The sequence below is a fragment of the Pseudomonas sp. LBUM1652 genome (assembly GCF_059716105.1).
This window is the reverse complement of the sequence record NZ_CP166804.1, coordinates 6159764-6177101: the sequence shown is the minus strand read 5'-3', so window position 1 is coordinate 6177101 and position 17338 is coordinate 6159764. Positions and strand designations below refer to the sequence as shown.

The 17338-nt window shown below is 59.8% G+C and carries 17 protein-coding genes; 5 read left to right on the top strand and 12 right to left on the bottom strand.

What is annotated here, in order from left to right; translation table 11 throughout:
- Nucleotides 1-386: 386 nt before the first annotated feature.
- On the top strand, nt 387-770 hold the full coding sequence (locus ACA069_RS28020; RefSeq protein ID WP_489881433.1) for an SCP2 sterol-binding domain-containing protein: 384 nt from the start codon (nt 387-389) through the stop codon (nt 768-770).
- 178 nt (nt 771-948) lie between these two features.
- Nucleotides 949-2316, top strand: coding sequence for an NHL repeat-containing protein (locus ACA069_RS28015; protein WP_497615614.1), 1368 nt, complete (start codon nt 949-951; stop codon nt 2314-2316).
- 178 nt (nt 2317-2494) lie between these two features.
- Here ACA069_RS28015 and ACA069_RS28010 read toward each other — a convergent pair whose 3' ends face one another.
- The 6 genes from ACA069_RS28010 to exbB all read right to left on the bottom strand — a co-directional run bounded on the left by ACA069_RS28010 (nt 2495) and on the right by exbB (nt 9337).
- The gene (locus tag ACA069_RS28010; RefSeq protein ID WP_497615613.1) at nt 2495-3895 is read right to left on the bottom strand and encodes an aminoacyl-tRNA deacylase and HDOD domain-containing protein; all 1401 of its coding nucleotides are present in this window, start codon (nt 3893-3895) and stop codon (nt 2495-2497) included.
- A 79-nt stretch (nt 3896-3974) separates the two neighbouring features.
- Complete coding sequence (gene recG / locus ACA069_RS28005; RefSeq protein WP_401269781.1) at nt 3975-6050, bottom strand: ATP-dependent DNA helicase RecG; 2076 nt, start codon at nt 6048-6050, stop codon at nt 3975-3977.
- Between the two features lie 9 nt (nt 6051-6059).
- The gene (locus ACA069_RS28000; protein ID WP_187680335.1) at nt 6060-6989 is read right to left on the bottom strand and encodes a hydrogen peroxide-inducible genes activator; all 930 of its coding nucleotides are present in this window, start codon (nt 6987-6989) and stop codon (nt 6060-6062) included.
- Between the two features lie 216 nt (nt 6990-7205).
- Nucleotides 7206-7952, bottom strand: a complete 747-nt coding sequence (locus ACA069_RS27995; protein ID WP_497615612.1) for an energy transducer TonB family protein — start codon at nt 7950-7952, stop codon at nt 7206-7208.
- Entirely contained in the window at nt 7949-8377 is a 429-nt protein-coding gene (gene exbD / locus ACA069_RS27990) for a TonB system transport protein ExbD (RefSeq protein ID WP_095187912.1), read from the bottom strand. Before exbD ends, ACA069_RS27995 begins: the two co-directional genes overlap by 4 nt.
- 6 nt (nt 8378-8383) lie before the next feature.
- The gene (gene exbB / locus ACA069_RS27985; RefSeq protein WP_497615611.1) at nt 8384-9337 is read right to left on the bottom strand and encodes a tonB-system energizer ExbB; all 954 of its coding nucleotides are present in this window, start codon (nt 9335-9337) and stop codon (nt 8384-8386) included.
- Nucleotides 9338-9525: 188 nt separating this feature from the next.
- Here exbB and ACA069_RS27980 point away from each other — a divergent pair, with 188 nt between their 5' ends.
- Complete coding sequence (locus ACA069_RS27980; protein ID WP_497615610.1) at nt 9526-10383, top strand: SDR family oxidoreductase; 858 nt, start codon at nt 9526-9528, stop codon at nt 10381-10383.
- Between the two features lie 137 nt (nt 10384-10520).
- On the opposite strand, the gene ACA069_RS27975 is transcribed toward ACA069_RS27980, so the two are convergent.
- The 6 genes from ACA069_RS27975 to ACA069_RS27950 all read right to left on the bottom strand — a co-directional run bounded on the left by ACA069_RS27975 (nt 10521) and on the right by ACA069_RS27950 (nt 15826).
- Nucleotides 10521-11261, bottom strand: a complete 741-nt coding sequence (locus tag ACA069_RS27975; RefSeq protein WP_401269773.1) for a putative periplasmic lipoprotein — start codon at nt 11259-11261, stop codon at nt 10521-10523.
- Nucleotides 11262-11330: 69 nt separating this feature from the next.
- Nucleotides 11331-11711, bottom strand: a complete 381-nt coding sequence (locus tag ACA069_RS27970) for a RidA family protein (protein ID WP_003229509.1) — start codon at nt 11709-11711, stop codon at nt 11331-11333.
- Between the two features lie 24 nt (nt 11712-11735).
- Entirely contained in the window at nt 11736-13841 is a 2106-nt protein-coding gene (gene spoT, locus ACA069_RS27965; protein WP_187680340.1) for a bifunctional GTP diphosphokinase/guanosine-3',5'-bis pyrophosphate 3'-pyrophosphohydrolase, read from the bottom strand.
- Between the two features lie 57 nt (nt 13842-13898).
- Nucleotides 13899-14162, bottom strand: coding sequence for a DNA-directed RNA polymerase subunit omega (rpoZ, locus tag ACA069_RS27960; RefSeq protein WP_007894670.1), 264 nt, complete (start codon nt 14160-14162; stop codon nt 13899-13901).
- 167 nt (nt 14163-14329) lie between these two features.
- Nucleotides 14330-14950, bottom strand: a complete 621-nt coding sequence (gene gmk, locus ACA069_RS27955; protein ID WP_187680341.1) for a guanylate kinase — start codon at nt 14948-14950, stop codon at nt 14330-14332.
- A gap of 12 nt (nt 14951-14962) precedes the next feature.
- On the bottom strand, nt 14963-15826 hold the full coding sequence (locus ACA069_RS27950) for a YicC/YloC family endoribonuclease (RefSeq protein WP_187680376.1): 864 nt from the start codon (nt 15824-15826) through the stop codon (nt 14963-14965).
- Between the two features lie 270 nt (nt 15827-16096).
- Between ACA069_RS27950 and rph the strand changes: the two genes are divergently transcribed.
- The gene (rph, locus tag ACA069_RS27945; RefSeq protein ID WP_095187917.1) at nt 16097-16819 is read left to right on the top strand and encodes a ribonuclease PH; all 723 of its coding nucleotides are present in this window, start codon (nt 16097-16099) and stop codon (nt 16817-16819) included.
- A gap of 28 nt (nt 16820-16847) precedes the next feature.
- A complete protein-coding gene (locus ACA069_RS27940) occupies nt 16848-17216 on the top strand; it encodes a DUF4870 domain-containing protein (protein ID WP_401272182.1) in 369 nt (122 codons plus the stop codon).
- The last annotated feature ends 122 nt before the right edge of the window (nt 17217-17338 follow it).

The window sequence follows — 17338 nt, the reverse complement described above, 5'->3', positions numbered from 1 at the left end:
TGCACATCCGGCCACCGATTTTGCGGCGACCCACAGAGCCTATCCACATCGCACCAACTCGCCTAGTTCATGGACAGCCCGGCACTTTGCAGGAAATTTCCCATGGATTTGCAGGGCGGAAGATCAAAAGATCGCAGGCTTCGCCAGCTCCTACAGGGATGTGTTTCAACAGGTGTAGGACAGGTGAATGGTGAGACGCGGAGCGTCTCGGGATGCATTCCCGCGCGGAGCATGGGAACGATCAGCGGCTGAACACTGAATCGTGACTTGGTAGTCATCGTGCGGGAAATGGTCTGCATCCTCTTCCAATAGAGGCAGATAGTGGCGTTATCGTTTGAATCCCTTACACTGCGCCGGCCGTTCATTTTCCTTTTGAGGCTGTGCGCATGAAATTTCGTTTTCTTCTGTGGATGCTGGGTCTGTTGATGGGTAAGGCCAGTCGGACTAATCCTGCGTTCCAGCAGCAGTTGGGTGACAAGGATCTGGTGTTTCAGATGCAGACGCTGGACGGGAAGGTGGCGCGGCATTTCGTGGTGAAGAATCAGCGGATTACCAGCAAGTCTGGCGTAGTGGCAGAGCCTGCGTTTGCGATTGCCTTTAAAGATGCGGCTTATGGCTTTGCCACGATGCAGGCGAAGAACAAGCAGTTGGCGTTTATGCAGGGGATTCAGGACAAGTCGATCCAGATCAAGGGCAATCCGGCGCTGGTGATGTGGTTTCAGGGATTGATGAAGTATTTGAAGCCGCGCAAGGCCAAGCCTAAGGTTTGAGTTGGTGTAGCGAGGGCGGTGGTGCAGCTATCAGCATTGGCCTCTTGTGTCGGTGGTATGTCTTCCAAAGACAATCTGACTGTTATTTCTATCAGGTGTGGAAACGCTAGTCGCAGTGCTCTACTCAAGTTCGAGTCCTGGATGCAGGACTTTCATAAAAACTTGATGGAGCAAGATCATGACTCAGGCACAGGACACCGCAAAGGCGGGGACGCTCGATCCGACGTTTGCCGACGGTGGCGTACTCAATTGGGCGTTTCCCGAGGTATCCAGCCTGGCGCCTCAGGCTGTTGTTTCATTACCCGACGGTAAGTTGATTGCCGTGAGTCGTTTATCAGGTTTTCCGGTCGGTTTTGCGGTGGTGCGATTGACTGCCGGCGGAAAGATTGATGCTGGAACGGGTTTTGGTACCGAACAGCAAGGCTTTGTTGAGATCTCTTTTCCTGATACGCACATACCTTTCATCTTAGGGGCGGGCCTGTTAGCTGATGCTGGGGTGCTGATTGCCTGTGAAGCCCGAAAAAAAGACGAAGCCTACAGCAAAGTGGCGATCATCCGGCTCCTCAAGGATGGTCGTCTTGACGAAAGTTTTGGAGACGGCGGAGTCGTATTTCTGGATCCCTTGAGTGGCGGGACGCCTGATCAGGCAAAAAAAATGGAAGCTCATCTCGGTGAGCGAAAAGCTGCTGACCCTATTCATGCGGCCCGCAAGGGCGATGGCAATTCTCTGGCGGCGGGGGTTGAGCAGCCAGATGGCAAGATAGTCGTAATGACTTCCGCCGCTGATTACTCCGTCGGCGAATACAAGGGGCTGGTTGTTCGGCTGAATTCGAATGGCACGTTTGATAAAACCTTCAACGGAACCGGTAGGGCTTTTGTCGAGTTGGAGGGGACGACCGGGAGTTATGGCTCGGGCCTGGCCATTCAGGCAGATGGAAAGTTAGTGGTATTCGGTCCGTACTTCACACCGGGCAACGATATAGGCATGTATGTCACACGCTTTAACGCAAATGGAAAACAAGACCCGCTTTTCTCGACCTTGATGTTGCCCAGCCAGGGCGATCAACTGGTTATTAGTGACATTGCTGTGCGGCGAAAAGATGGCTTGATCGCTCTCGTCGGAGACGTTTTTGAAGGTCTTTATTCGGCCAAAGGGGCGATTTTTGTATTGAACCGGGATGGCGATTTCAATCTGGTCTTCAATGGAGGCAAACCGCATTACTCCAAGTTGACGGATATGGGTCAGACCTGGCGTCGTTGCGCCTTCGGCGGCGATGGCGATGACAAGCTAATCATTTCAGGTGTTACAGGCAGCGTTGCCCAGACGGATAACACCCTTGCCTTGACCGCACGTTATTTGCTCACGGGTGAATTGGATCTGACCTTTAACAGAGTGGGTTGGGTTGTTTTTGATAATCGTAATTGGCTGGATGTCATGTTCGATATGACAACTACGGCTCAGGGTCAGATTGTTGTGTGCGGTGAATATGCAGTCAAAGGATCCCCCATTGTAGAGGGCGGTTGGATGATCCGTTACCTGGCTTGATCTTCGTTGCACAAGACACGCTATGGGGGCTGGGTATGCGACTGCTGCGCAGCCGGTCGGGGATAAATCCCCTCACCACAGGTTTTGTGTCAGTCAGATAGACCGAGTTGGACGCTTCGCGAGCAGGCTCGCTCCCACAGGGATTGTGTAACCCCTGAAGGAGCGGGCCTGTTTGCGTTTAGGCCTGGCTGAACTGCGAGGCTAGTTCGCGTAGCAGGACTTCGGCTTCAAGCACTTTGCTGACGACGTCGTTGGCTTTGTCGCGGGTCAGGCCGACGCGTTCGAGCAGGGCGTCGGGGATGTCTTCATCCGGGCCGGAACCGATGCCACGGCTGCGCAGCAGGCGTACGGCCAGGCAGACGAGGTTCGGGTATTCGGCGTAGGCGCCGTTGTAGCTTGGGTCGTGCTGGAAGCGCAGGGCGGTGGCCAGTTCATCAGGCATGTCCCAGTAGCGCATCAGCCACGAGCCGATCTGTTCGCGGCTGATACCCAGCAAGTGCTGCTCCACAAAGCTGTGGCACAGGTGCGGGTTGACCTCCAGGTGGCGGCAGATCAGCGAGAAATGCGGCGGGAACACGTGGGCCAGCAGCAGGTAACCGAAGTTGTGCAGCAGGCCGGCCAGATACGTCAGGCCGGCTTCCGGGCGCTGGGCGCGTGGCATGGCGCGGGTCAGGCCTTCGATGACGGCGGCGGTGTAGATCGACTGCTGCCAGTATGGCGTGGTTTGTTGTGGATGATCCTTCGGCAGGCTTAGGGTCTTGCCGAGGGCCAGCCCCAGCGCCAGGTTGATCACCAGATCGAAACCGAGCACGCGGACGATCGCGTCTTCCACCGAACGAATCTTGCCCGGCGAAGCGTAGTACGGCGACGCCGCCCAGCTCACCACTTGCGCGGCCAGTGCCGGGTCGGTTTCGACCACGCCGGTGATGTCGTCGATGGTGGCGTTCGGGTCTACACGAAGCTTGATGATTTTCTGCGCGGTTTCGGCCAGCGGCGGAATCTCGATGGTCGCTTCCAGGCGTTGCTGGATGCGGCGCGCGGTGAAGGCTTGCACGGCCTGGGTGATTTCCTCGCGGTCGTCGTCCGGGCGGTCGAGGTTCGGGCGGATGCTGCTCAGGGCTTCGCCGAAGTTGGCGGCGCTGGCCTTGGTCAGCATGGTCTTGAAGGCTTCGCTGGCAATTTCCAGCAGCACGCCCGGCTCGCCGGAGTTGATCAGCAACTTCGGCTCACGCAGCAGGCTTTCTTCGTAGAGGCACGGCGAACTGGTCAGCGCCGGCAGACCCGGCAGCAGGCTCAGGCTGTGTTTGCCGAGCATTTTTTCCAGGCGCTCGGTGGAGACGGCGGTCAGGCGACGGCCCGTCAGTTCGGCGAGGCGGTTGAGATCCAGCAACTGGCTCTGGGGAAACAGCACCATCAGCGCACCGACCGCGTCGTCCAGCAACACGGCTTGCACTTTGCGCGAAGCATTAAGGCCGTGGTGGTCGAGCACTTCTTCGTAGGCAATGCCCAGCTTGTTGAGCAGCAGCCGAATAACAGACGGAGCGTGCGGAGATTCGGGGGCGAGAGCAGCTTCGGTCATGGTCTGTATCCGTTTTTGAAACAATTGCACGAGTATAACCAGCTTGGTTGGAACGAGGGTTCAGAAACTGCGACGGTGCTCACACTTGGCCGTATTGCTGCCCATGGCGCAGCCAGCGGTCGAGCAATGGGCTGACGTGCGTCGGCCAGCGTTCCAGCAAAGCTTGCGCGGCATCGCGCACGGCGGGCAGAAGGTCGGCGTCGCGCATCAGGTCGGCGACCTTGAATTGCAGCAGGCCGGTCTGGCGGGTGCCGAGCATTTCGCCGGGGCCGCGCAGTTCGAGGTCTTTTTCGGCGATGACGAAACCGTCGTTGGTCTCGCGCATGATGCCCAGGCGCTGGCGACCGATCTGTGACAGCGGCGGATGGTAGAGCAGCACGCAATGGCTGGCGGCGCTGCCTCGACCCACGCGGCCGCGCAACTGGTGCAACTGCGCGAGGCCGAGGCGTTCGGGGTTTTCGATGATCATCAGGCTGGCGTTGGGTACGTCGACACCGACTTCAATCACCGTGGTGGCGACCAGTAGTTGCAAGTTGCCGGCCTTGAACTCGGCCATCACCGCGGCTTTTTCGACGGGTTTCATGCGGCCGTGGATCAGCCCGACTTTCAGCTCGCCGAGGGCGGCGGTGAGGTCTTCGAAGGTGGTTTCGGCGGCCTGACAGGTCAGCTCTTCCGACTCTTCAATCAGCGTACACACCCAGTAGGCCTGACGCCCTTCGGCGCAAGCGCCGCGTACCCGCTCGATGACTTCGACGCGGCGGGTGTCGGTAACCAGCACGGTGTTGACGGGGGTTCGACCGGGCGGTAATTCGTCGAGGATCGAGGTGTCGAGGTCGGCGTAGGCGCTCATCGCCAGCGTCCGCGGAATCGGTGTGGCAGTCATGATCAGTTGATGCGGGCACATGCGCCCGCCGACGCCTTTCTGCCGCAGTGCCAGACGTTGCTGTACGCCGAAGCGGTGCTGTTCGTCGATGATCACCAGCGCGAGATTCTTGAACTGCACTTCGTCCTGGAACAGCGCGTGGGTGCCCACCACCATCGGCGCGCCGCTGGCGATCTGCTCCAGCGCGGCGACGCGATTCTTGCCCTTGAGCTTGCCGGCCAGCCACGCGACTTCAATGCCCAGCGGTTCGAGCCAGCGCTTGAAAGTGATGAAGTGTTGTTCGGCCAGGATCTCGGTCGGCGCCATCAGTGCAACTTGATAGCCGGCCTCCAGCGCTTGCAGCGCAGCGAGGGCGGCGACCACGGTTTTACCCGCGCCAACGTCGCCCTGAATCAGCCGCAGCATCGGTTCGTGTTGGCTCAGGTCGTAGGCAATTTCGTTGCCGACGCGTTGTTGCGCACCGGTCGGGCTGAAGCCGAGGTTGGCCAGATATTTCGGCGGCAGCTTTTTCGCTTTCGGCATGGCCGGCGCGCGTAGCGAACGCATGCTCTCGCGCAGGCGTTGCTGGGACAGTTGATGCGTCAAAAGCTCTTCGAAGGCGAGGCGGTGCTGCGCCCAGTGATGACCGAGGGCGAGTTCATCGACGTCGGCATCGGCGGGCGGGTTATGCAGGTAGCGGATCGCATCGGCCAGTGGCGCCAGTTGATAGTCACGAGCCAGCTCGGTCGGCAGCCAGTCGGGCAGGGTGTCAGGTTTGAGCATCGTCAGCGTTTGCATGCATAGCTGGCGTAGTCGCGCCTGGGTCAGGCCTTCGGTGAGCGGGTAGACCGGGGTCAGGGTTTCATCCACCGGTGGCGGCTCGTCGCCAGTGATTGCGCGGTATTCCGGGTGGTAGATTTCCAGTCCTGATGCGCCGGGTCGGGCTTCACCGTAGCAGCGAACTCGCGTGCCGCGCTTGAGGCCTTCTTTCTGTGCGTTGCTGAAATGGTAGAAGCGCAGACTCAGGCCGCCGGTGCCGTCCTGCAAGCGCACGACGAGGCTGCGACGACGACCCATGACCACGTCGGCGCCGCTGACGGTGCCTTCGACCACGGCGTCCTGTCCCGGACGCAAGTGGCCGATAGGCACCACGCGGGTGCGATCCTGGTAGCGCAGCGGAAGGTGGAACAGCACGTCCTGGAGATTCTCCAGACCGACCTTGGCCAATTTCTCGGCCATGGCTTCGCCGACACCCTTGAGTGCCGTCACCGACACTTGCGACAGCTCCGTCATGACGCTTGCTTAACCGGCTGTAACCGGTGCCGCTGGCTTGGCCACCGAGCACAGGCGAATGGAGTCGGCGAGGATCTCGATGGCTTTCGGGCGCGGGAAGCTCGCGCGCCAGGCAATCGCCACGGTGCGGAATGGCACCGGCGGCGACAAGGGCCGTACTTCGATCACGCCCGGGGCGTAGTGATGGCTGTCGACGGCCGACAGCGGCAGGATCGAGATGCCCAGGCCGGACGCGACCATGTGGCGAATGGTTTCCAGCGAGCTGGATTCGACCGTGGTGTGCTTGGCGCCGTCGTTGCCCTTGGTGAGGGTCGGGCAGGCTTCGAGCACTTGATCACGGAAGCAGTGACCTTCGCCGAGCAGCAGCAGGCTCTTGTCGTTGAGCAGGCCGGCGTCGATGGTTTCTTTTTGCGTCCACGGGTGCTGCGCCGGCATCAGGACGTAGAACGGCTCGTCGTAGAGCGGCAGGGTCAGCACGTCGGCTTCGTTGAACGGCAGGGCGATGATGACCGCGTCGAGCTCGCCGTTGCGCAGTTTGTCGCGCAGCACATGGGTGAAGTTTTCTTCGATATACAACGGCATCTGCGGGGCGACCCGGTGCAGTTGTGGAATCAGGTGCGGGAACAAGTACGGGCCGACGGTGTAGATCGCGCCGACTTTCAGCGGGGCTGTCAGCTGGTTTTTGCCAGCCTGGGCCAGTTCGCGAATGCCTTGTGCTTGCTCAAGTACTTTTTGTGCCTGGGCGACGATACCTTCGCCGACCGGCGTCACACGCACGGCACTTTTGCTGCGCTCGAAAATCAGCACACCGAGTTCGTCTTCAAGTTTCTTCACGCCCACCGACAGGGTCGGCTGGCTGACGTGGCATTTTTCGGCGGCGTGGCCGAAATGCTGCTCTTGGGCGAGGGTGACGATGTAGCGTAATTCTGTGAGGGTCATAGCAAGCGTCCATGAAGATGCGGGCCAAGCATACCGGCTGCGATCGATAGACGCACGTTATCAGACTGAGGGAGGAGTGCGACACCGGGCAATGTGGGTTTGCCGTTGCTAGATATGCAAAAGGCACCTTTCGGTGCCTTTTGACTTGGCTCTCTCGGCTGGCGGAGAACCCTGTGGGAGCTGGCTTGCCAGCTCCCACAGGTGTTGCGGTGTTTCTTAGCGGCGGCGCTCGAGCGAGTAAACAAACGGCGCAACAATTTCGATCGAGCCATTGGTCAACATGTCGGCCGGTGGCTTGGGTAGCGGCTGCGCGCGGCGGATCATTTCCAGGGTGGCCCGGTCCAGATCGGCGTTGCCGGAGCGGCCCACCAGTTCGAACGACAGCACGTTGCCTTCGCCATCGACCACGAAACGTAGTCGGTTCAGGCCTTCCTTGCCACGTGCCTGAGCACTTTGCGGATACTTTTTGTACTTGGCCAGATGCGCGAGCAGGGTGCCTTGCCAGCTGGCTTTGGCGGCCAATTGTGCCGGCGACGGGCCTGGTGCCGGTGCCGCGGATTTCTCCGTCGGTGCCGGAGTCGGTGGCGTGTCGGCCGGTTTTTCCTCGGAAGGTTTTTCCTTCGGCGGATCGGGCAGCTTTTTCTCGATCGGCTTTGGCGGTTTAGGCTTTGGCTTCGGTTTGGGTTTCTGCACTGCGATTTCGGCTTTCGGCGCTTCGGCCAATTTCGGAATCGGCAGCTCTTCGACCGGCGCAGGTGGCTGCGGTGGCGTGACGACTTTCGGCGGGGCCGGCGGTGGCGGGGCTGGAACCGGTGCCAGCTCGACCATCATTGCCTGAGGCGGCAATTCGATGGGCGGGCGGGTCGTCCAGTTCAGCGCCAGCGCGATGGCCAGCGCGTGAACGCCCAGCACCACGGCCAGGCTACCGCTGTAACGCGTCAGCTTATGGCGCGTCCTGATCATTTCTTGACTGCGCTCTCGAGTCCGACCAGACCGACCTTCAGGTAGCCTGCTGCGCGCAGGTTATCCATCACGCTCATCAGGTCGCCGTAATCCACGCCTTTGTCAGCCTGGAAGAAGATGGTGGTGTCTTTCTTGCCTTTGGTGCGCGCGTCGAGGGTGGCGCCCAGTGCTTCAGGCTTCACTTCGTCTTCGCCGAGGAACAGGCGCTGGTCAGCCTTGACGCTGAGGAACACCGGTTTCTCCGGCCGCGGCGCCGGTTTGGCGGTCGAGGCAGGCAGGTCGACTTTGATGTCCACCGTGGCCAATGGAGCGGCCACCATGAAGATGATCAACAGCACCAGCATCACGTCGATGAACGGCGTGACGTTGATTTCGTGGTTCTCGGCCAGATCGTCGTCTGCGCCTTCTTTCAAATGCAGGCCCATGGCCGATTACCCCACTTTCACCATGTGCGGTTGCGAGCTGCGCTCAGGCTGGTGATCGAGGTCGCGGCTGACCAGCAGCAGGACTTCTGCCGAAGCGTCGGAAACCTGCGCCTTGTAACCGGCGATGGAGCGGGCGAACACGTTGTAGATCACAACCGCAGGAATCGCAGCAACCAGACCCAGTGCGGTGGCCAGCAGTGCTTCAGCAATGCCTGGGGCCACGACGGCGAGGTTGGTGGTCTGGGTTTTGGCAATGCCGATGAAGGAGTTCATGATGCCCCACACGGTGCCGAACAGGCCGACAAACGGTGCGGTGGAACCGATGGTAGCCAGCACGCCGGTGCCGCTGCTCATGTTGCGACCACAAGCGGCAACCAGGCGCTCGAGACGGAAGCTGACGCGTTCCTTGATGCCTTCTTTCTCGCGGCTGTTGGCCGACAGGCGCATCTCTTCGAGCGCGTCGTGCACCAGCAGGTTGGCGAGGGTGCCTTCCTTGCCCGCAGTGGAACTGGCTTCTTTAAGGGTGGTGGCTTTCTTCAGCGCGGCGATTTCACCCCGCAGACGACGCTTGGCACCCATCAGCTCAAAGCCTTTGGCGATCCAGATGGTCCAGGTGATGATCGAAGCGATGGCCAGGCCGATCATCACGATTTTCACGATAATGTCGGCGTTCTGGTACATGCCCCATGGCGACAGGTCGTGAGCCATGCCCAGGCTGTTGTCGGCTTCGAGGGCTTGAGGGACTTCGGCCGGTGTGGCATCGAGGGTCTGAACAGGGGCTGTTGCGTCAGGTGCGGCAGCCGCAGGAGCGCTCTGCTCGGTGGCGGCTGGCGTCGCAGGCGCTTGGGCGTCGGCGAAGGCGGCGGTCGGTGCCAGCATCAGGCTGAGCAGCAGAGCTGCCACCGCGCTCCAGGCGCGAGGTCGGTTGGTTGGCGAAGCGGGGATGTGATTACGTGTCATGCTGGCCGGACCTGAGATAGAAAAACGATGATGCTCTTCCAGGCCTCGTGAGGCCGAGAACAAAAGTGGCCTGCATTATTGCAAGTAATTCTTGTTAACAAAAGTAATAGAGTATCTTTTTTTCCTTGATTGCTAGCCGCACGTCTCCTGCCAAGGCTAGTCTGTCCCTTTCCGATGGGAGTTTTTTGATGTCCGCGCCTTCTGTTTTGATTGCCGGTTGTGGTGATGTCGGCAGTCGTCTGGCCAAGCAATTGTTGACCGCCGGGTGGGAAGTTCATGGCCTGCGCCGTGATGTCTCGCGTTTGCCTGAGGGTGTCATCGGTGTTGCCGGCGACCTGTTCAACGAAGACTGTCCGGCGACCTGGCCCGTAGGTGCCGTGGATTACCTGGTGTATTGCGCAGCGGCGACCGATCACGACGAGGCCGGCTATCGCGCGGCTTATGTGCAGGGCTTGCAGAACGTGCTGAGTTGGCTGGACGACTATGGGCAAGTGCCCGAGCGCCTGATCTTCGTGTCCAGCAGCAGTGTCTACGGGCAACTGGACGGCGAGTGGGTGGATGAGACTTCCGAAACCGTCGCCACCGGCTACTCAGGTCGATTGATGCTCGAAGCCGAGCAGGTGACACTTAACAGCGGTATCCCGGCGAGCGTCCTGCGTCTGACCGGTATCTACGGTCCGGGCCGTGAATGGCTGCTGACTCAGGTACGTCGTGGTTATCGGGTTGCAGTTGATCCGCCGCTGTATGGCAATCGCATACATGCCGATGACGCGGCGGGATTGCTGGCGTTCCTGCTGGATGCTGATCATCGAGGTGTGGCGCTGGAACAGTTCTATATTGGCGTCGATGATGCACCGGCACCGTTGGCCGAAGTGGTGGGCTGGTTGCGTGAGTACCTCGGTGTGACCGAGTGGGCGGAGGATGCCAGTGTGCGGCGTACCGGTAGCAAGCGGTGCAGCAATGCCCGGGCGAAGGCCTTGGGTTGGACGCCGAAATACCCGAGTTACCGCGAAGGTTACGCGGCGATCCTTGAAGGAAAATGCTGACTTAAAGACGCCAAAAACACCTGTGGGAGCGAGCTTGCTCGCGAAGGGGCAGGCACATCCAACATCATCGTTGACTGTTAAGCCGCCTTCGCGAGCAAGCTCGCTCCCACAGTGCTATGTGTTGCTCTCAGGAACGTTTACTGCTTCTCAAGCAACCACTTTCGTTCGCCTGGCGTGTACTGCGGCATTTCATCCGCCAACGCCGTGTTCACGGCCTGGAAGATTTCCAGTTCCTTGCCCTTGCGCGCAAAGATATAGGCATTGCCCTGACCGTTGAGTTGCAGCCACATGTTGTCATTGGTGCTGCTCATCGACGCGCAATCGCCCGCCAGGCACAACGCATAGCGATCGGCACCCGGCAAACCGGAGACCTGGCCATCGGCCTGGAACTGCACGGTGCCGCCTTCGCCTTGACCACTGGCAATTGTCCAGCTGCCGCCCATGTAGGCCGAATACAGTGCCCGTTCGAAACTGGCCCCGATCGGTGCGCCTTCCGGCACCGGAATCTGTGCGCGGTCGAAGACCTGTTCCGGTTCGTTTTCGCTGGCGGCTTGCTGCAGTTGCCCGCCGTCGCGTTTCAGCTCGCTGGCGGAGCTGCCATAGAAGTCGACTTTCCAGGCGCCGGACTGTTCGCCCAGCAGCCGTCCTTCGACGTTCTCAAAACCGTTGGTATAGCGGGCCTGACCGGCCTTGGTGTTGACGTCCCACTCCAGGTTCGGGCCGTAGGCCTGAAGCGCTTCGCGCAGGGGGCCGCCCTTGGCTGCAGCATCGATCGCCACCTGGTTGATCCAGGTGCCGCTGATGTCACGGTCGGCAGGGTTGCTGGCGCAGCCGCCGAGGAAAATGGCGAGCAGCGGGAGAGCTAGCGCTTTGCGCATGGTGGAATCCTTTCAAAACCTTTTCTTGCTGAGCAGTCGGCGCGGCGTCTTAAGGCCGCGCCGTGCGCATCACTCGATGACCAGAATGGCATCCATTTCAACCTGCGAACCCTTTGGCAGGGCTGCCACGCCGATGGCGGCGCGCGCCGGGTATGGCTGGTCGAAGTACTTGCCCATGATCTCGTTGACCTTGGCGAAGTGGCTCAGGTCGGTGAGGAAGATGTTCAGTTTGACGATGTCCTTGAACGAACCGCCGGCGGCTTCGGCCACGGCCTTGAGGTTCTCGAACACCTGGACGGTCTGGGCTTCGAAGCCTTCCACCAGTTCCATGGTTTTTGGGTCCAGAGGAATCTGGCCCGACATGTAAACGGTGTTGCCAGCCTTGATTGCCTGGGAGTAGGTGCCGATGGCAGCCGGGGCCTTGTCGCTGGTGATAACAGTCTTGGTCATGTATGACTCCTTGTAATGGTGGGCTCAGGCACGCATGCGGGTGATGCGGATCACTCCGGTCAGGGCGCGCAGTTTCTTGATCACACGGGCCAGGTGCACACGGTCGTGGACGCTGACCACCAACTGGACGACGCTGATGCGACCATCGCGTTCGTCCATGCTGATTTTCTCGATATTGCCGTCGGCTGCGTTGACGCTGCTGGCGAGCAGCGCAATCAGGCCGCGCTGATGTTCCAGCTCGACGCGCAGCTCGACGTTGAATTCGCCGGTGACATCCTTGGCCCAGGAGAGCTGAATGCATTTTTCCGGGTTGTGCCGGATTTCGCTGATGTTGCGGCAGTTGTCCAGGTGCACGACCATGCCTTTGCCCGCCGACAGGTGCCCGACAATCGGGTCGCCCGGGATCGGCGTGCAGCATTTGGCGTAGCTGAGTACCAGGCCTTCGGTGCCGCGAATCGCCAGCGGACCTTCAGGGCTTGGTAGTTGTTCGCCTTCGCCAAGCAGACGACGGGCGACCACGTAAGCCATGCGATTGCCCAGGCCAATGTCTTCCAGCAGGTCTTCGATCAGTTCGAGGCGATATTCGGCGAGCATCGCCGCGACGCGTTCGGCCGGAATTTTTTCCAGCGCGCTGTCGAAGCCGTTGAGCACCTTGTTCAGCAGGCGTTCGCCAAGGCTGATCGACTCGGAGCGGCGTTGCAGTTTCAGCGCATGGCGAATGTGCGTTCGCGCCTTGCCGGTGACCACAAAGTTGAGCCACGCCGGGTTCGGCCGTGCGCCGGGAGCGCTGACGATCTCGACCGTGGAGCCGCTTTGCAGCGGCTCGGACAGCGGTGCGAGACGGCGGTTGATCCGGCAGGCGATGCAACTGTTGCCAACATCGGTGTGCACCGCGTAGGCGAAGTCGACCGCCGTGGAGCCTTTGGGCAGCTCCATGATCCGGCCTTTGGGCGTGAACACGTAGACCTCGTCCGGGAACAGGTCGATCTTCACGCTTTCGATGAATTCCAGCGAGTTGCCAGCACGTTGCTGCATTTCCAGCACGCCCTTGACCCACTGACGGGCGCGGGCATGAGTGCCTTTCGGTTGCTCATCCCCACTGGATTTGTACAGCCAATGGGCGGCGATGCCGTTGTTGGCCATCTCTTCCATTTCGCGGGTGCGGATCTGGATCTCGATCGGCACACCGTGCATGCCGAACAGCGTGGTGTGCAGCGACTGATAGCCGTTGGCCTTGGGAATCGCGATGTAATCCTTGAAACGTCCCGGCAACGGTTTGTACAAATTATGTACAGCGCCCAGCACGCGGTAGCAGGTATCGACCTTGTCGACGATGATCCGGAACGCGTAGACGTCCATGATCTCGTTGAAGGCCCGACGCTTGCCGCGCATTTTCTTGTAGATGCCGTAGAGGTGTTTCTGGCGACCGCTGACTTCGCCCTGAATGCCGTCGATGGCGAGGCAATGCCCCAGGGATTCTTCGATCTTGTTGACGATTTCCTTGCGGTTGCCCCGGGCGCGTTTGACTGCCTGGTAGATCCGCGCGGAACGCATCGGGTGCATCGCCTTGAAACCGAGGTCTTCGAACTCGATACGAATGGCGTGCATGCCCAGCCGGTTGGCGATGGGCGCGTAGATTTCGAGGGTTTCCTTGGCGATGCGCCGGCGCTTTTCGCCGGACAGCACTTCCAGCGTGCGCATGTTGTGCAGGCGGTCGGCAAGCTTGACCAGGATCACACGAATGTCGCGTGCCATGGCCATGGCCATTTTCTGGAAGTTTTCAGCCTGGGCTTCGGCCTTGGTCTCGAAATTCATCTGGGTCAGTTTGCTGACCCCGTCGACCAGTTCGGCCACGGTTTCACCGAACTGCGCTTGCAGCGCTTCTTTGGCGATACCGGTGTCTTCGATCACGTCATGCAGCATCGCTGCCATCAGGCTCTGATGGTCCATGTGCATGTCGGCAAGAATATTCGCCACCGCAAGAGGATGCGTGACGTACGCCTCGCCGCTGCGACGGCGTTGACCGTCATGGGCTTGTTCGGCGTAGAAATACGCTCGGCGGACCAGGTTGACCTGGTCATTGCCGAGGTAGGTCGATAAGCGATCGGCGAGGGCGTCTATGCTCGGCATGATGACTCCTGCCGTTCGCTGTGACCCCGCGCCGTGCTACGTCGACCAGGCATAGGCTTAGACGGCCTCGTTGGACTCGTCCTCGAACGCTGCGAACAGCGGTTCGTCTTCGACGATTTCAGCGTTGGCGATGAACTCATAGCTCATCAGGCCTTCCGCGATTTCACGCAGCGCTACAACGGTAGGCTTGTCGTTTTCCCACTGAACCAGAGGCTCTTTGCCGCCGGTGGCCAGTTGACGGGCACGTTTGGTAGAGAGCATGACCAGCTCAAAACGGTTTTCCACGTGGTTCAGGCAGTCTTCAACGGTTACGCGGGCCATGGTATTCCTCGGAGCGAATGCAATATGCGCGCTGCCCGGTTGGGCGAGCGGACTCAACAGTTTAAAAAATCACCAGCGATTAGGGAAGCGCTGATTTTTTAACCAGACTCTTCAACGCGCTGCAAGTGCCAATGTAAAGCGCTTGCAGCGGTTTTGGGAAGTGCTGATTAGCCGAGCAATTCGGCCAGTAATTTACCGTGACGCTGTTGCTGACGCTTCTGGATCAGCTGATTGGCGCGGAAAATCGCCTGCAGATCGTCCAGCGCGTGGGCGAAATCGTCGTTGATGATCAGGTAGTCATAGTCGACGTAGTGGCTCATCTCGCTGACGGCTTCGCGCATGCGGCCATCAATGATTTCGTCGCTGTCCTGGCCGCGATTGGTCAGGCGCTGGTGCAGAGCCTGCAAGGACGGCGGCAGGATGAAGATCGAACGTGCCTGCGGCATCAGCTTGCGCACTTGCTCGGCGCCTTGCCAATCGATTTCCAGAATCAGGTCGTGGCCTTCGTCCAGGGTTTGTTGCAGGTGGCTTTGCGAGGTGCCGTAGAGGTTGCCGAAGACTTCGGCGCGCTCGAGGAAATCACCGTGCTCGATCATCTTCACGAACTCGTTGCGCTCTACGAAGTGATAGTTCACGCCGTTCACCTCACCCGGGCGCATGGCGCGGGTGGTGTGGGAGATCGACACACGGATCTCCGGGTTGGCGTCGGTCAAAGCCTTGACCAGACTGCTTTTGCCCGCGCCCGATGGCGCGGAAATGATGTACAGGGTGCCGGTGCTGTGGGTCATGTCGGGGTAGCCTTACTCAATATTCTGCACTTGTTCGCGCATCTGCTCGATCAACACCTTGAGGTTGACGGCGGCTTGGGTGCTGCGCGGGTCAAAGGCCTTGGAGCCCAGTGTGTTGGCTTCGCGGTTGAGTTCCTGCATCAGGAAGTCCAGGCGACGTCCGGCCGCACCACCGGACTTGAGCACCCGGCGAACTTCAATGATGTGGGTGCTCAGGCGATCCAGTTCTTCGGCCACATCGCTTTTTTGCGCGAGCATGACCATTTCCTGTTCAAGGCGCTGCGGATCCAGCTCGGCCTTCATGTCGGCGAAGCGGTCGAGAACCTTCTGGCGCTGTGTGGCGAGCATCTGCGGAACCAGTTCACGCAGGGTCACAACGTCTTCTTCGATGGAAGTCAGGCGATCGTTGATCAGTCGCGCCAGTTCTGCGCCTTCACGCTCGCGACCGGCCTTGAGTTCTTTCAGTCCTTGATTGAACAGAGCCAGGGCTTCGGCATTCAAGGCTTGCGGGTCACTTGCGTCAGCGACCAGAACCCCGGGCCAAGCCAGCACTTCCAGAGGGTTGAGGGCGGCAGGGTTCTTGATCAGGCCGGCAACGGTCTCTGCGGCGGCGACCAATTGTGCGGCGCGCTCACGATCGACTTGCAGCGGCTTGCCGGTGCTTTCTTCGGTGAACCGCAGGGTGCATTCCAGTTTGCCCCGCGACAGGCCCTGACGCAGCGCTTCACGTACGGCGCCCTCGAGCTCGCGAAAAGACTCCGGCAGGCGCAGATGCGGCTCCAGATAGCGGCTGTTGACCGAGCGCAGTTCCCAGCTCAGGGTGCCTTGGGCGCCGGCTTTTTCGACGCGGGCGAAGGCGGTCATGCTGTGCACCATGGCGGTGACCTCGCAATGCAGATCGGCGCAGAACATGTGTCCCGCAGGCGCGATATGAATGAATTTAAGCCGACTGGCAGCAAAGGCGCAGGATTGTAGCGCAGTGCGGCGAAGGCGCCCAAACACACGGTGTGACAAAGGGCTGCAGCCCGTCGGTAATGCGTGTTTCAGGGCTTTCGGTCGTCGGCCTGTTTTTTTAACGAGTGCCCAGTGGCGGTGCAGCGCTCTATAATGCTCCGCAGTTTTCCGTCCCCAGTACAGGTATCTCCTATGAAACGTCCAAGTGGTCGCGCTGCCGATCAGCTCCGCTCGATCCGCATTACCCGCAACTACACCAAGCACGCCGAAGGATCGGTACTGGTCGAATTCGGTGATACCAAAGTCATCTGCACCGTCAGCGTCGAAAACGGCGTGCCGCGCTTCCTCAAGGGTCAGGGCCAAGGCTGGTTGACCGCTGAATACGGCATGCTGCCGCGCGCCACCGGCGAGCGTAACCAGCGTGAAGCGAGCCGTGGCAAGCAGGGCGGTCGCACCCTGGAAATCCAGCGCCTGATCGGCCGCTCTCTGCGTGCTGCTCTGGACATGTCCAAGCTGGGGGACGTGACCCTTTACGTCGATTGCGATGTAATCCAGGCCGACGGTGGCACCCGCACGGCGTCCATCACTGGCGCCATGGTTGCCTTGGTCGATGCGCTGAAAGTGATCAAGAAGCGTGGCGGCCTGAAAGGCGGCGACCCGCTCAAGCAAATGATCGGCGCCGTATCGGTTGGCATGTATCAGGGCGAGCCAGTACTGGATCTGGACTATCTTGAAGATTCCGCCGCCGAGACTGACCTCAACGTGGTGATGACCAGCTCCGGTGGCTTCATCGAAGTGCAGGGTACTGCTGAAGGCGCGCCGTTCCAGCCTGAAGACCTGAACGCCATGCTGGAACTGGCCAAGAAAGGCATGAACGAAATCTTCGAACTGCAGAAGGCTGCACTGGCCGACTGAGCAGGTTCAAACCCGCAAGGAGGACGCGATGAGTGACGAGCAAGAGCTGCTACCCAAACCGAGCCAACAGGTTCGCCAATGGGCGATGTTTTGTCATTTGTCCGCCTTGTTGGGGATCTGGATTCCGTTTGGCAACCTGATAGGGCCGCTGATTCTGTGGCAGATGAAGCGTGAGACGGATCCGTTCATCGATGCGCAGGGTAAAGAAGCGCTGAATTTTCAGATCACCGTGGCGATTGCCTCGGCCATCTGCCTTTTGCTGATGTTGCTGATTATCGGCTTCTTCCTGTTGGGCCTGCTGGCCATCGGTGCGCTGGTCTTGACGATCATCGCGGGGGTGAAAGCCAATGAGGGATTCCCTTATCGATATCCGTTCACCTGGCGACTGATCAAATAACGATCAATACGAAGCCTCCGTGACCCGTAAAGTTTTAATACAAATGCCCTGACTTGTCAGGGCATTTGTGTTCTTGCAACCCTACTAATTACTCTTTCGTGTAGGACTGGTTCTACGCGCGA

Excerpts from the sequence above, each read along its gene's own strand:
- ACA069_RS28020 (WP_489881433.1), top strand. The coding sequence starts at position 387 with ATGAAATTTCGTTTTCTTCTGTGGATGCTGGGTCTGTTGATGGGTAAG.
- ACA069_RS28015 (WP_497615614.1), top strand. The coding sequence starts at position 949 with ATGACTCAGGCACAGGACACCGCAAAGGCGGGGACGCTCGATCCGACG.
- ACA069_RS28010 (WP_497615613.1), bottom strand. The coding sequence starts at position 3,895 with ATGACCGAAGCTGCTCTCGCCCCCGAATCTCCGCACGCTCCGTCTGTT.
- recG (WP_401269781.1), bottom strand. The coding sequence starts at position 6,050 with ATGACGGAGCTGTCGCAAGTGTCGGTGACGGCACTCAAGGGTGTCGGC.
- ACA069_RS28000 (WP_187680335.1), bottom strand. The coding sequence starts at position 6,989 with ATGACCCTCACAGAATTACGCTACATCGTCACCCTCGCCCAAGAGCAG.
- ACA069_RS27995 (WP_497615612.1), bottom strand. The coding sequence starts at position 7,952 with ATGATCAGGACGCGCCATAAGCTGACGCGTTACAGCGGTAGCCTGGCC.
- exbD (WP_095187912.1), bottom strand. The coding sequence starts at position 8,377 with ATGGGCCTGCATTTGAAAGAAGGCGCAGACGACGATCTGGCCGAGAAC.
- exbB (WP_497615611.1), bottom strand. The coding sequence starts at position 9,337 with ATGACACGTAATCACATCCCCGCTTCGCCAACCAACCGACCTCGCGCC.
- ACA069_RS27980 (WP_497615610.1), top strand. The coding sequence starts at position 9,526 with ATGTCCGCGCCTTCTGTTTTGATTGCCGGTTGTGGTGATGTCGGCAGT.
- ACA069_RS27975 (WP_401269773.1), bottom strand. The coding sequence starts at position 11,261 with ATGCGCAAAGCGCTAGCTCTCCCGCTGCTCGCCATTTTCCTCGGCGGC.
- ACA069_RS27970 (WP_003229509.1), bottom strand. The coding sequence starts at position 11,711 with ATGACCAAGACTGTTATCACCAGCGACAAGGCCCCGGCTGCCATCGGC.
- spoT (WP_187680340.1), bottom strand. The coding sequence starts at position 13,841 with ATGCCGAGCATAGACGCCCTCGCCGATCGCTTATCGACCTACCTCGGC.
- rpoZ (WP_007894670.1), bottom strand. The coding sequence starts at position 14,162 with ATGGCCCGCGTAACCGTTGAAGACTGCCTGAACCACGTGGAAAACCGT.
- gmk (WP_187680341.1), bottom strand. The coding sequence starts at position 14,950 with ATGACCCACAGCACCGGCACCCTGTACATCATTTCCGCGCCATCGGGC.
- ACA069_RS27950 (WP_187680376.1), bottom strand. The coding sequence starts at position 15,826 with ATGGTGCACAGCATGACCGCCTTCGCCCGCGTCGAAAAAGCCGGCGCC.
- rph (WP_095187917.1), top strand. The coding sequence starts at position 16,097 with ATGAAACGTCCAAGTGGTCGCGCTGCCGATCAGCTCCGCTCGATCCGC.
- ACA069_RS27940 (WP_401272182.1), top strand. The coding sequence starts at position 16,848 with ATGAGTGACGAGCAAGAGCTGCTACCCAAACCGAGCCAACAGGTTCGC.